At 64.8% G+C, this 12,379-nt stretch carries 14 protein-coding genes and 1 tRNA gene; 7 read left to right on the forward strand and 8 right to left on the reverse strand.

Annotated features, from left to right (window positions below; genetic code table 11):
• The first annotated feature begins 401 nt into the window (after window positions 1-401).
• Together RA302_RS18720 and RA302_RS18725 are read left to right on the forward strand one after the other, a co-directional pair.
• On the forward strand, window positions 402-1,118 hold the full coding sequence (locus RA302_RS18720) for a hypothetical protein (protein WP_042925794.1): 717 nt from the start codon (window positions 402-404) through the stop codon (window positions 1,116-1,118).
• 73 nt (window positions 1,119-1,191) lie between these two features.
• Window positions 1,192-1,273 (forward strand) — tRNA-Leu (locus RA302_RS18725).
• A gap of 59 nt (window positions 1,274-1,332) precedes the next feature.
• On the opposite strand, the gene RA302_RS18730 is transcribed toward RA302_RS18725, so the two are convergent.
• Complete coding sequence (locus RA302_RS18730; protein ID WP_064113316.1) at window positions 1,333-2,052, reverse strand: aspartate/glutamate racemase family protein; 720 nt, start codon at window positions 2,050-2,052, stop codon at window positions 1,333-1,335.
• A 234-nt stretch (window positions 2,053-2,286) separates the two neighbouring features.
• On the opposite strand from RA302_RS18730, the gene RA302_RS18735 reads away from it, so the two are divergent.
• Together RA302_RS18735 and RA302_RS18740 are read left to right on the forward strand one after the other, a co-directional pair.
• On the forward strand, window positions 2,287-2,694 hold the full coding sequence (locus RA302_RS18735) for a hypothetical protein (RefSeq protein ID WP_070160913.1): 408 nt from the start codon (window positions 2,287-2,289) through the stop codon (window positions 2,692-2,694).
• Window positions 2,691-3,071 (forward strand): DUF3817 domain-containing protein, encoded by a 381-nt coding sequence (locus RA302_RS18740; RefSeq protein ID WP_003945334.1) that lies wholly within the window; start codon window positions 2,691-2,693, stop codon window positions 3,069-3,071. Before RA302_RS18735 ends, RA302_RS18740 begins: the two co-directional genes overlap by 4 nt.
• A 62-nt stretch (window positions 3,072-3,133) precedes the next feature.
• Here the strand turns inward: RA302_RS18740 and rdgB are convergent, their stop codons facing one another.
• The 7 genes from rdgB to clpS form a co-directional block, all read right to left on the reverse strand.
• Window positions 3,134-3,742: an RdgB/HAM1 family non-canonical purine NTP pyrophosphatase gene (gene rdgB / locus RA302_RS18745; RefSeq protein ID WP_070160890.1), complete on the reverse strand. Its 609-nt coding sequence runs from the start codon at window positions 3,740-3,742 to the stop codon at window positions 3,134-3,136.
• A 3-nt stretch (window positions 3,743-3,745) separates the two neighbouring features.
• Complete coding sequence (gene rph, locus RA302_RS18750; RefSeq protein ID WP_003945332.1) at window positions 3,746-4,531, reverse strand: ribonuclease PH; 786 nt, start codon at window positions 4,529-4,531, stop codon at window positions 3,746-3,748.
• Between the two features lie 52 nt (window positions 4,532-4,583).
• On the reverse strand, window positions 4,584-5,342 hold the full coding sequence (locus RA302_RS18755; protein WP_047270275.1) for a cyclic nucleotide-degrading phosphodiesterase: 759 nt from the start codon (window positions 5,340-5,342) through the stop codon (window positions 4,584-4,586).
• 97 nt (window positions 5,343-5,439) lie between these two features.
• The gene (locus RA302_RS18760) at window positions 5,440-6,099 is read right to left on the reverse strand and encodes a rhomboid family intramembrane serine protease (RefSeq protein WP_007733273.1); all 660 of its coding nucleotides are present in this window, start codon (window positions 6,097-6,099) and stop codon (window positions 5,440-5,442) included.
• 92 nt (window positions 6,100-6,191) lie between these two features.
• Complete coding sequence (locus RA302_RS18765; RefSeq protein ID WP_070160888.1) at window positions 6,192-7,259, reverse strand: P1 family peptidase; 1,068 nt, start codon at window positions 7,257-7,259, stop codon at window positions 6,192-6,194.
• Window positions 7,256-7,846 (reverse strand): DUF2017 domain-containing protein, encoded by a 591-nt coding sequence (locus RA302_RS18770; protein WP_003945318.1) that lies wholly within the window; start codon window positions 7,844-7,846, stop codon window positions 7,256-7,258. Before RA302_RS18770 ends, RA302_RS18765 begins: the two co-directional genes overlap by 4 nt.
• A 56-nt stretch (window positions 7,847-7,902) precedes the next feature.
• Window positions 7,903-8,214 carry an ATP-dependent Clp protease adapter ClpS gene (clpS, locus tag RA302_RS18775; protein WP_037132099.1) on the reverse strand — a complete coding sequence of 104 codons (312 nt, stop codon included), beginning with the start codon at window positions 8,212-8,214 and terminating at the stop codon, window positions 7,903-7,905.
• A 121-nt stretch (window positions 8,215-8,335) separates the two neighbouring features.
• On the opposite strand from clpS, the gene RA302_RS18780 reads away from it, so the two are divergent.
• From RA302_RS18780 to RA302_RS18790, 3 genes are read left to right on the forward strand one after another with little or no spacing between them, the layout of a single operon-like run.
• Window positions 8,336-9,676, forward strand: coding sequence for a nicotinate phosphoribosyltransferase (locus tag RA302_RS18780; RefSeq protein ID WP_030537905.1), 1,341 nt, complete (start codon window positions 8,336-8,338; stop codon window positions 9,674-9,676).
• Window positions 9,673-10,320 (forward strand): nicotinamidase, encoded by a 648-nt coding sequence (locus RA302_RS18785; protein WP_042925786.1) that lies wholly within the window; start codon window positions 9,673-9,675, stop codon window positions 10,318-10,320. The genes RA302_RS18780 and RA302_RS18785 overlap by 4 nt, the downstream gene beginning before the upstream one ends.
• Before the next feature lie 9 nt (window positions 10,321-10,329).
• Window positions 10,330-12,378: an ATP-dependent DNA helicase gene (locus tag RA302_RS18790; protein ID WP_070160886.1), complete on the forward strand. Its 2,049-nt coding sequence runs from the start codon at window positions 10,330-10,332 to the stop codon at window positions 12,376-12,378.
• Window position 12,379 lies beyond the last annotated feature (1 nt).

Below are 12,379 nucleotides of genomic sequence, written 5' to 3' on the forward strand. Positions count from 1 at the left end.
TCACCTCTGCGGCGAGGTGGGATTTGCGGTGTGCTGCCCGGCTGAAGTGCTCGCGAATTCGTCGAGAGAATCGACGGAGTCAGGGCGTTCGTGCAAGACAAGGTTTACACAGAATCATGAGGATTTCCTCACGTTTGTCGGCACCCTGGAAATCTGGACTTTCGGGGCCGTGATCTTCCTCACGAGACTTCGAGAAAGTGACTCGCGAGTAGGTCGCGAACGCCCTGCCTGGGACTGTTACCGGGATTTTCAGAAACCTGAGGAACCCCTCATATTTATTGTTACCAATTCGTGACCTCCTTGACGGACGGTCGATCCCGTGCGTTCCGGGCCACAATCTGTCGGACTCCCTCGCTACGTTCAGCGCGTCCACACCGGACAACTTCTCGGGGGGAGAAATCATGAAAGACACAGACGTAGTCAGAGCGGCCGAATTCATCGGCGCCGAGCTTCCGCGCGAGGCGTGGCCGCATTGGAATCAGGGATGGCCGCGCGAGTCCGAAGCCGCCCTTCTCGATGCGATCTTCTCGTCGCGCGCCGCCTATGGAACACCGAAGACCGGAGTCCGCGCCGTCGTCGACCGTTGGCGCACACACCGCTCGGTAGCCGCCGACGATCGCCTCGACAGCTTGCCCGCTCTCGCCGCCTTCACCGACCGTGGCGACGAGCTCGCAACGATTCTCGGCAATCGCCAGCGCGTGCCGGGCAACTACTTCACCAAAGCCGAGGGTGCGGCTCGCGCGGCCAAGGCGCTCGTCGAATCCGGTTGCAGGTCCAGTGCCGACGTCGAGGACACCGAAAGCCTCCGTTCGGCAGTTGTCTCCGTTCCGGGGCTCGGCCCCAGGACCTTCGAGACGCTGGTGTTCCTGTCCGGGAAGTTGACGGTAACTTCGATAGATCTACTTGCACGGTTCGCCACCGAAGCAAGCAGTGGTGAGGAATTGTTGTCGAGCACCGACGCAGCCGAGTTGCTCGTTGCGGTTGCCGAACATCTCGATGTCGATGTTCAAACGCTCACCCACGCTGCGTGGCGGTATCAACGCACGGCCGAGCAACCTCGCCGGTCGAAGAAATCCACCATGCCGCCCGCAGCGGATCCACTCGCCGAAACGGCCTGAGAGCGGGCGGGCGCATCCCGACCAGGGTGGTGTGCCCGCGAGCGATTCCACTCGCGTATCCTTTGAATTCCGCGCGCGAGTGGCGGAATTGGCAGACGCGCTGGATTTAGGTTCCAGTGTCTCAGGACGTGGGGGTTCAAGTCCCCCCTCGCGCACAACGAAGAGCCCCGCCGGATCTGATCCGGCGGGGCTTTTTCGGTTCTCGTGAGCAAGGTCAGCGCTTTCGATCCTTGACCGGTGGAGTCATGTACGTCGTCCGACTCGGTGTCAGCCCCAGACGGACCGAGCTCTCCAACCAGGTGATCGCCGAGGCCGTCGGATCCACAACCGGAACGTGAATCCCTTTGCCATGCAGCCTGTCTCGGACCGCACTGGTCACACCGAGCATCCCGGTGCAACCGAGAACGACGGTGTCGGCCTCGCCGTTCTCCACTGCCGCAGACGCCTGAGCGGCCAGTCGATCGATCAGTTCCTCCCGATCGGTGAGGCCCAGCACCGGCATGTCCACGACTCGAATACTGCCCAGCCGATTGTCCAGCCCATACCGCCGAGTGAGCGATCGGAGCATCGGCACGACATTCGGCAGGATGGTCACGACACCGACGCGATCGCCCAGACTCATCGCTGTCAGAAATGACGGCTCGAAGCCGCCGACCACCGGAGCGTCGATGACCTCTCGGGCGGCATGCACTCCGGGATCGGCGAAACACGTGATGAACACACCGTCGACGCCGTCGGCTGCCGCCTCCTCGACCCGCTGCACGATCCCGGGGCCGGCAAGTGCCTCGTCGTACTCGGACTCGATGCTCGCCGTGCCAGAGAGCAGTGACACGACGTCGACCGTCGTACCGGGCGCCGCCCAGTGCTCCACCTCGGCTGTCACCGCCGGAGTCAGTGTGGTGTCGATGACCGGGCGAATCACTCTGATGTGCATGAAACACTCCCCTGCTTTCGGATACGCGCCGAGGTTATCGATGCAGCACAGCCGGGAGAATGTGTTCAGTGCCCTGGCGTTGCGGGTGAGGATGGGCATAGCGCACAGGTGCTGCGGGACGGCCTCTACGACACGCCGTGGCACGGCTTCTACGACACGCCGTGGCACGGCTTCTACGACACCGTGTCGGAGATCGCAGGGCGAGGCACTATAGCTCTCAGGTACCGTCTTAGTGTGTCCAAGAACGCTACTAAACGCCGACCTGCGCTGATTCTGCTGGTCATCGTGTCAGCTGCCGGCTGCCTCGCGCTCGGCTGGTGGCAGTGGGAGCGCTTCGAAGCCGTCGGAGGCTCGGGACAGAATCTCGGGTACGCGTTCCAGTGGCCGCTGTTCGCGGCGTTTGTCGTGTACGCGTATCGCAAGTTCGTTCAGCTCGAAGACGTGGACCCCGAAGAGGCCGAAGCCGAGGAAGCCGCCGCTGAGCCGCGTGAGATTCCCGCCGACCTCTTGCCGCAACGCCCGCGGGCCAAGTTCGACGATGTGAACCTCGACGTCGACGACCCTGAAGCCCGCCAAATGCTGGAATACAACGACTACCTTGCGCAGCTCGCCGCTCGCGAGTCCGATAGGAGCACGACGTGAGTACCGGTTCGGAAGCGAGCATCGCTACCCCCGCAGTCAACGCAGAAAAGCAGAAGAAGGTTGCGTCGGCGCTGGTCCGATACCGCGTTCTCGCCTGGATCACCGGCCTCTGGCTGCTGTTCCTGACCGGTGAGATGGTCTACAAGTACCTGATTCTCGACAATTCGGCGGACGCACCGTCGTGGTTGTTCTACATCGGCCAGATCCACGGCCTGTTCTACATGCTCTATCTCGTATTCACGATCGACTTGGCGATCAAGGCCCGGTGGAAGCCCGGTACGACGGTTGCCACCGCGCTCGCCGGCACGATCCCGTTCCTGTCGTTCGTGTTCGAGCACAAGCGAACCGCCCAGGTGAAGCAGGCTTACCAGCTCTGAGTGTTCCGAAAAGTAGAGCCCTGAACGCAGACGCGTTCAGGGCTCTACTTTTCGGATTCGGTTCAGCCGGCCAGTGTCGCCAGAGCCGGAACGAGCTGTACGAGCGCGCGCCCTCGATGTGACGCCGCATCCTTCTCGGCCGGGGTGAGTTCTGCGGCCGAGCGGGTGTCGCCGTCCGGACGGAAGATGGGGTCGTATCCAAAGCCGCCGTCGCCGGCTGGTTCGCGGCCGATCACCCCGCGCCATTCGCCGCGCACGACGGTCTCGTCGCCGCCGGGGATCACCAGTGCACAGGCGGAGACGAACGCCGCGCCTCGACGCTCGTCTGGCACGTCTCCCAGCTGAGCCAACACCAGGGCGGTATTCGCGCCGTCGTTTCCGTGAGTGCCCGACCACCGCGCGGACAGCACACCCGGCATACCGTTCAGCGCATCGATCTCGACACCGGAATCGTCTGCAATGCACGGCATTCCGGTTGCCGCAGCGCCGTCACGCGCCTTGGCGAGCGCATTCTCCTCGAACGTCGCGCCGGTCTCGGGAGCCTCGGGGAACGGCGGAACCTCGTCGAGGCCGACCAGCTCGATTCCGTTCACTCCGGCGGCGTCGAGAACTCGGTGAAGTTCCTTCAGCTTCTTGGCGTTTCGGCTTGCAACCAATACTCGTACGCTCACAGCTCAAGCACCGAACTTCTTCTTGGGTTCCGGATTCTTCGGTTCGGGGAGCACCCCGGGATACGGCTCGGCCAACGCCTGACGCTGGATCTCGAAAAGTTGCTCGCAACCTGCGAGCGCGGAGTCGAGCAGCTTGTCCAGCGTCGAACGTGGGAACGTGGCGCCCTCACCGGTTCCCTGGATTTCCACCAGCGTGCCGGTATCGGTGGCCACGACGTTCATGTCGACCTCGGCACGCGAATCCTCTTCGTACGGAAGATCGAGGCGCACTCGTCCGTCCACGACGCCGACGCTGACGGCCGCTATGCCACACGAGATGGGCTGCGGGTCGGAGAGCAGGTCGGCAGCGCGCAGGTACGTCACGGCGTCGACCAGGGCCACGTACGCCCCCGTCACTGCCGCGGTGCGAGTGCCGCCGTCGGCTTGGAGGACGTCGCAGTCGAGGGCGATGGTGTTCTCGCCGATTGCCGCGAGGTCGATGCACGCTCGAAGTGATCGGCCGATGAGTCGACTGATCTCCTGAGTGCGGCCGCCAACCTTGCCCTTGACCGATTCGCGGCCACTACGTGTGTGCGTCGCGGCGGGAAGCATCGCGTATTCGGCTGTCAGCCAACCCAAACCGGAACCCTTGCGCCAGCGGGGTACACCCTCTTCGACGCTGGCGGTGCACATGACGCGAGTGTTCCCGAACTCGACCAGAACGGATCCGGCCGGGTGACTGGTGAACCCGCGGGTGATCTTGACCGTGCGGAGCTCGTCGTCCGCCCTACCGTCTTCTCGTGTAGTCACCTTCGTGAGCCTAGCGGTCGCCCGGTGAGCGCTGCACCGAATGTGAGGGGAATCAGATGTCGTAGACACTTCCGGCGGAGACGGCATGGACCGGTCCGGAGAATTCGGATTTCGCTTCGGCGATCACGTCTTCACGCGATGTCCACGGCGGGATGTGCGTGAGGAGAAGTTCCTTGACGCCGGCGAGCGCGGCCACTCGGCCGGCTTCCTTGCCGGAGAGATGAACCCCCTCGGGGCGATCGGGACTGTCGGTCCACGACGCTTCGGAGAGCAACACGTCCGCATCGCGCGCGAGTTCGACGACGTTGTCGCACATGCCGGTGTCGCCGGTATAGACGAGCACGCGGCCGTCGGCGCCGGTGATCCGGAAACCGTAAGCCTCGGGCGGGTGATTCATCCGGCGGGCGACGACGCTCAGTTCACCGAACGTCACCGGCTCGTTCTCGGCCCAGAGCCGGACGTCGATGGTGTCGGAGATGTCGTCCATCTCGCCGGCGCACTCGGCGGAGGACACTCCGATGCGGCACGCGGTGTCGGTGGGGCCGTAAACCAGAGCACGGCCGACCGGCGGGTTGGGGTGATAGCGACGCCAGACGAGCAGGCCGGGCATGTCGAGACAGTGGTCCGCATGAAGGTGCGAAAGCAGGATCGTCACCTCGCCCGGATCGGCGTATCGCTGCAACGCCCCAAGAACTCCCGGGCCGAAGTCGATCACGAGCGGCGGAGTTCCCGGTGCCGTGAGCAGGTATCCCGAAGCCGGTGAATCCGGACCCGTGACGCTGCCGGAACACCCCAGGACGGTCATGCGCATACCGGTCATGCTGCCACGTCTACCCGTCTGGGAAAAAGCTCTTGGTGGTTTTGGCGCGTCGAAGTCACACCGCAGTGAGGGTGTGACCCACGTCCGTTCAGAAACTCGGTGGTCGAACGGCCGGCGCCGACCCGGCGCGCTTGGCCCTCTCCCCCGACGTCAACGCCCAGGCGGCAACCACGCCGCCGATCGCTCCGAACAGATGCCCTTGCCAGGAAACCCGTGGATCGCTCGGCAGAACGCCCCACAGCACTCCGCCGTACACGACGAAGACGGCAACGCCGATCAGGATCTGTGTGAAGCTCCGCGTGAAGAACCCGCGCACCAGCAGGTAGGTGACCCAGCCGAAGATCAGCACGGACGCACCGACGTGATTCGAGTTCGAGCCGGCGAACAACCAGGTCCCGACGCCGCCGATCACCCAGATGATGCCGGTCGCCGCGAGTCCCCGCGCAATTCCCGACACCAGCACGAGGTATCCGAGGATCAGCACCGGAATGGTGTTGGCGATCAGATGACCCCAGTCGTCGTGCAGCACCGGGGCGAACAGGATTCCCCACAGGCCGTCGAGCGTGCGCGGGGTGACGCCGGCGTTCTGGACATTCTGACCGGAGATGACATCCACGATCTCGATCACGTAGAGCAGGATCGCGAAGCCGCCCACCAACACGGCCGACTGCTTCCACACCGAGGGCGGACCGGATTTCGGTGCCGGCGTCCGGGTGCCGAAGTCCGGACTGTTGAAATCCATCGTCATCGTGTGCGTCCTCCACCGTCGATCCGGTTTTCTGATCCGGTCACTCGCGACCAGGCTCAATTCGAGATTACCGCCGATTCCAGGAGTGCTGCCTAGAGAAATGCGGACGGGAAGAGTTCGCGGTAACTCGGGATTCCGGCTACCGACGTGGCGTCGAGAATCGCTGTGACGATCGCACGTTCGACCACCTGGGCCGAAGCCGCGCACACCGCGTCGAGTATCGGCAGATCGTTCGGGAAAGCGTCCGGAACCGTGATCTCCGAATTCGGAGTGTGATCACCGGTGGCGAGCGCAAAGATCGTGTCGCCGTCGAGCGGCGAATGTGCGGGCCGAATCGCTCGGGCCAGGCCGTCATGACCTGCGACGGCGACGCGTCGGCACCCGGCTTTCGTCAAGGCGGCGTCAGTGGCGACCACACCGATCGTGGTGTTGAGGACGGTTCCCTTGGCTGCAACGGCGTTGGCCGCCGCGAGTTCGGACGCGTCGGGGAGCCTGAGGCCGAACGACTCCGCGCCGTCCGAGCCGACGCCCCACGGCAGGCCTGTTCTGGGGTCGAAGACCGAACCCACCGGATTCGTCACGATCAAGGCGGAGACCGTCGCCCCCTCGGCGGGGCCGTCGGCGATCACGACGCTGGCCGTTCCCACCCCACCCTTGAGCGCCCCGGCTCTGGCACCTACCCCCGCGCCGACCGTGCCGGTGGCGAATTCGCGCGAAGCAGTGTCGGCAGCGAGGAATCCGAAATCGCCGGTCGGACGAACGGTCCAGTCCCCCACCGGCAGATCGAAGATCACGGCGCCGGGCACGATCGGTACCACCTGGCCGGGAGCGCCCATCGCGATCCCGTGATCGTGTTCCTCGAGCCAGCGCATCACTCCGTCGGCCGCGGCAAGTCCGTAGGCACTACCACCGGTCAACAGCACGGCATTGACCTGCTGAACCGAATGGCTCGGGTCGAGCAGGTCTGTCTCGCGGGTACCCGGACCGCCGCCCCGGACGTCGACTCCGGCGACCACACCGGCCGACGCGAGCACGACCGTGCAGCCGGTGGCTGCGCCGCTTCCGAGAGTGGCTCCCTCGTCGAGCTTGTGGTGATGACCGACGGCGAGGCCGGCGACATCTGTCAGTGAATCAGTGGGCCCGGTCCGCGTTGTGGTCATGGCATGAGCGCCTGGACGAGGGAGTCCTGCATCCACGTCAACCAGTGATAGACGTCGAGATGCGGGGCTCGCGGGTCGTCGGGTTCGAGGCTTTCCGGTGTGTCGGCGTCGATGCCGAGATTGGTTCCGAGCGCGAGACGGACGTCGTTGAGCGAGGACAGCCAGGCGTCGGCCTGTTCCTGCGTGAGAACGACCTTGCCGCCGGCCTCCGGAAGCGAAGCCAACAACATGCGAGCGGACTCACGCTTGGCGTCGATGATCTCGGGTTCGTGCAAACTGCGCAGCGCGCCGTTGACATTGGCGCCGGCGTCGTCGAGATCGTCACTGTCCGGAGCGACCTTGTCCGGATCGGTGCGCTGGAAGTCGGGAAGCAATCGCGCCAACACCGGATTGTCGGGCGTCTCCGAATTTCCGGTACGAAGACCCGTCAGCGCGGCGAGCTCGTCTTGCGGCGCCGAAGACGCGCGCTCGTCGAGAAGCCCGGTCACCGACTCCACGAGCGAGCGCAGAACCGCCGCCTCGTGGCCGTCCATCTCGGACTTGAACTTCACTCCGCCGAGTGAACTCTTCCTACTCCACGTCCGCACGCGTCGGACTCCCGTCTACGAGTTAGGCGAACAAATCGGTCGAAAAAGTGCTTTTCTCAGGTGTCGTCGCGTTGCATCGTGGCCCAGAGACCGGCAGCGTGGAGGCGACGAACATCGGCCTCCATCTTGTCGCGCGAACCGCTCGAGACCACGGCCTTGCCCTCCGAATGGACCTGCATCATCAGGTCGGTGGCCTTGGCTTTGCTGTAGCCGAACAACTTCTGGAACACGTAAGTCACGTAATGCATGAGATTGACCGGGTCGTCCCAGACGATGGTCACCCAGGGCCGATCTGCGGCTTCGATGGTCGAAACAGCCTCCGACTGCTCGGGCGTGGCTTGAGGAGAGGAAGCCGTAGCGCCTCTCATCGTTACGTTCGCCGAGTAAGTGCCGGACACGGTCGCGCCGCCGAAAACCATGTATCCAGGGTACGGCGCGACGAGAGGCGACAACACCCACCCACGTCGTCTCGCGCATAGAGTTGTGTGCGTGCCTACGCAAATTTCCGACATCCGCGACGCCGGTGCCAGCACCGCACTGCTCACCGATCAGTACGAACTGACCATGCTCTCGGCGGCTCTCGCCGACGGATCTGCCTTCCGCAACTGCAGTTTCGAGGTATTTGCACGGCGGCTGCCAGACGGCCGTCGCTACGGCGTCGTCGCCGGTACCGAGCGCCTTCTCGACGCTCTCGAGCAGTTCCGGTTCGGTGAACCTGAACTGGCGATCGTTGCAAAATTTCTCGACGACACGACCGTCGAGTGGCTGCGCAACTATCGATTCTCCGGTGACATCGACGGCTACCGCGAGGGAGATTTCTACTTCCCCGGCTCACCGATCCTCTCGGTCCGCGGAACGTTCGCCGAGTGCGTCATCCTCGAAACCTTGATTCTCTCGATCCTCAACCACGACAGCGCGATCGCTTCGGCCGCAGCCCGCATGGTGAGCGCAGCGGGCGGTCGACGGATGATCGAGATGGGCTCGCGTCGTACACACGAACAGGCCGCCGTCGCCGCTTCACGTGCCGCGTATCTCGCCGGCTTCGACGCCACCTCCAACCTCGAAGCCGCGCGGCGTCACGACGTACCCAGCGCAGGTACCAGCGCGCACGCCTTCACGCTCCTGCACACCACCGAGGACGGTCCGGACGAGGCAGCGGCATTCCGCGGTCAGGTCGCCGCTCTGGGCGTATCCACCACCTTGCTCGTCGATACCTACGACATCACCGAGGGTGTGAAAACGGCTGTCGCCGTTGCCGGTCCCGAGCTGGGCGGGGTTCGCATCGACTCCGGCGATCTCGGCGTTCTTGCTCGTCAGGTACGCCAACAACTCGACGATCTCGGTGCTACCAAGACACGCATCGTCGTCTCCGGCGACCTGGACGAGTACGCGATCGCGGCTCTGCGCGCCGAACCCGTCGACTCGTACGGCGTCGGTACTTCCCTGGTCACCGGATCAGGCGCCCCCACCGCCGGCATGGTTTACAAGCTGGTCGAGGTCGACGGAATCGCGGTCGAGAAGAGAAGCACCAACAAGGCATCTCGCGGCGGCGCCAAGAAGGCACTGCGCGTAGTGCGTCCGACCGGCACGATCGTCGAAGAAGTCATCTACCCCGCCGGATCACCGTCACCTGTCTCCGAGGCGGACGGAGCGACCGAACTGCTGATCCCGCTGGTTCGCGAAGGCAAGGTCGTCGACAGCGCGCCGACGCTCGAAGAGAGCAGAGCGGTTCTGAAGGCAGGGCTCGTGAGCCTGCCGTGGGAAGGCCTCAAGCTCTCGCGCGGAGACTCGGCTGTGCCCGTTCGATTCACCGGAGGTGAGCACCAGTGAGCGCAAAAGCACTGATAATTGTCGACGTTCAGAACGATTTCTGTGAAGGTGGCGCTCTTGCAGTCGACGGCGGTGCTGCGGTTGCGGGAGCCGTCAACGATTTCGTCAACTCCCACGAGTACGACGCCGTAGTCGCGACTCGCGATTTCCACATCGACCCTGGGGCGCACTTCTCCGAGAATCCCGACTTCATCGACAGCTGGCCGGTTCACTGCGTCGTCGGGACAGCCGGCGCCGAGTTCCATCCGGCGTTCGACGCTTCCGTCGCCGGGTCGGCGATCTTCTCCAAGGGCGCCTACAGCGCGGCCTACTCCGGTTTCGAAGGAGCAGCCGAGGACGGAACGACGCTCGAGGACTGGCTCCGCGCCCACGAGATCACCGACGTCGACGTGATCGGCATTGCCACCGATCACTGTGTCAAGGCCACGGCCGTCGATGCCGCGCGCGCGGGGTTCGCCACGACTGTCCTTCTCCCCTTCACCGCTGGTGTGTCGACCGCCACGATCGAGTCGGCATTGGTGCAGATGCGGGAGGCGGGAGTGCAGCTGATCGGGCGAGACGAGGCGTCGTCGGAAGAAGACTCGAATGCCGGTGAACTACCCCGGGAATCATCCGTGGACGTTTCTGACGTAGGGATCCATTAACCTTCGTGGGTGGCCGATCAACTCCCGAACGTTCCCGAACTGCTCCAGACAGCGGTGCGGTCGCTCGGCGGTGCCGAACGAACCAGTCAGCTGACGATGGCGTCCGCCGTGGCGCACTCGATCGACACCGGCGAGCATCTGGCCGTCCAGGCCGGCACCGGTACCGGTAAGTCGCTCGCCTACCTCGTTCCGAGCCTGCGCCACGCGGTCGAATCGGGACGCACCGTGGTCGTGTCCACCGCCACCATCGCGCTGCAGCGTCAGCTCGTCGACCGAGATCTGCCTCGGCTCGCCGATGCCCTGAAGAAGCCACTCGGCCGACGCGCAGAGTTCGCAATCCTCAAGGGCCGCAACAACTACCTGTGCATGAACAAGATCCATACCGGCGCGTCCGAGCAGCCACCCGAGGACGAGTTGTTCGATCCGTTCACGGTCTCGCGTCTCGGCCGGGAGGTCGTCCGCCTCACCGAATGGTCCTCAGACACCGAAACCGGTGATCGGGACGAATTGGTGCCGGGCGTATCCGATCAGGCGTGGCGGCAGGTCAGTGTCACCTCCCGCGAATGCATCGGTAAGAACCAGTGCCCGGTCGGTGAGGACTGCTTCGCCGAGCGCGCCCGAGTCGAGGCGTCGAAGGCCGACGTAGTGGTCACCAACCACGCACTGCTCGCGATCGACGCCATCACCGGCATCCAGATCCTGCCTGACCACGACGTCGTGGTGATCGACGAGGCCCACGAGTTGGTCGACCGCGTCACCGGCGTCGCCACGGCCGATCTCACTGCCGCGTCGATCAGTGCCGCGGCCCGGCGTTGCGGCAAGATCGCCGAAGAGCAGGATGCCGATCGCCTCGAAGCTGCCGGCGAGGGGTGGGCTGGACTCCTCGAGGAATTGCGCCCAGGTCGCTGGGAAGGCCTCCCGGACGGGGCGGCACCCGCACTGGCTGCGATCCGCGACGCGGCCTGGTCGCTGCGCACCGCTATCGGTCCGGCCAAACCGGGTATGGCTGCTGCAGATCCCGAAGCCGCTGCGGCCCGCAACGCCGCACTCTCGTCCGTCGACGACGTCCACGACAGTGCAGTGCGTATTCTCACCGCTTTCGACGAACCCGACCCGGCCAAGCGCAAGGACGTCGTCTGGCTGTCCTCGGACGAGTTCCGCGGATCGGTGCGGCGCTCCGTCCGGATGGCTCCGCTCTCGGTCGGCGGATTGCTGCGCTCGCGACTGTTCGCCGAATCCACCGTCGTTCTCACTTCCGCGACACTAACCGTCGGCGGATCGTTCGACGGTCTCGCCGTCAACTGGGGTCTTCCTGCGGAATCGTCCGCGCGCCCCGACTCGGCTACCGCCATCGGCACCGAAGCACCTTCTGACGCTTCGGCTTTCCGCTGGAACTCACTCGACGTCGGGTCGCCCTTCGACCATGCCAAGGCCGGCATCATCTACATTGCCCGCCACCTGCCCACGCCCGGCCGCGACGGCCTCTCCCCTGTCTATCTCGACGAGATCGCCGAACTCGTCGAGGCCGCCGGCGGACGCACCCTCGGCTTGTTCTCCTCGATGCGCGCCGCCAAAGCCGCGTCGGAGGCGATGCGCGAACGCCTCGACACCCCCATCCTGTGCCAGGGCGACGACGCCACCGGCACCCTCGTCAAGGCCTTCGCCAAGGACGAACCCACGTCACTGTTCGGCACGTTGTCCCTGTGGCAGGGCGTCGATGTCCCTGGCCCATCGCTGAGCCTCGTCATCTTGGACCGGATTCCGTTCCCACGCCCGGACGACCCACTGTTGATGGCTCGCCAACAAGCCATCGAATCCCATGGCGGTAACGGCTTTCTCAGCGTCTCGGCCAATCACGCGGCGCTGCTCCTGGCACAGGGCGTGGGTCGCCTGCTTCGAAGCACCGACGACAAGGGCGTGGTGGCCGTGCTCGATCCGCGTCTGGCCACGGCGAGATACGCGGGTTACCTTCGCGCATCACTGCCTCCGTTCTGGGAGACGACCAACCCCGAAGTCGTCCGCAAGGCACTCACCCGCATCCGCGACTCACGTCCCTGAC

Source organism: Rhodococcus sp. DN22 (assembly GCF_036669995.1).
In the GTDB taxonomy this organism is placed as follows: Bacteria; Actinomycetota; Actinomycetes; order Mycobacteriales; family Mycobacteriaceae; genus Rhodococcus_F; species Rhodococcus_F erythropolis.

What these genes read in the sequence shown, in the direction of transcription:
- RA302_RS18720 (WP_042925794.1), top strand. Translation starts at nt 402, where the DNA reads ATGAAAGACACAGACGTAGTCAGAGCGGCCGAATTCATCGGCGCCGAG.
- RA302_RS18730 (WP_064113316.1), bottom strand. Translation starts at nt 2,052, where the DNA reads ATGCACATCAGAGTGATTCGCCCGGTCATCGACACCACACTGACTCCG.
- RA302_RS18755 (WP_047270275.1), bottom strand. Translation starts at nt 5,342, where the DNA reads ATGCGCATGACCGTCCTGGGGTGTTCCGGCAGCGTCACGGGTCCGGAT.
- RA302_RS18760 (WP_007733273.1), bottom strand. Translation starts at nt 6,099, where the DNA reads ATGACGATGGATTTCAACAGTCCGGACTTCGGCACCCGGACGCCGGCA.
- RA302_RS18765 (WP_070160888.1), bottom strand. Translation starts at nt 7,259, where the DNA reads ATGACCACAACGCGGACCGGGCCCACTGATTCACTGACAGATGTCGCC.
- clpS (WP_037132099.1), bottom strand. Translation starts at nt 8,214, where the DNA reads ATGAGAGGCGCTACGGCTTCCTCTCCTCAAGCCACGCCCGAGCAGTCG.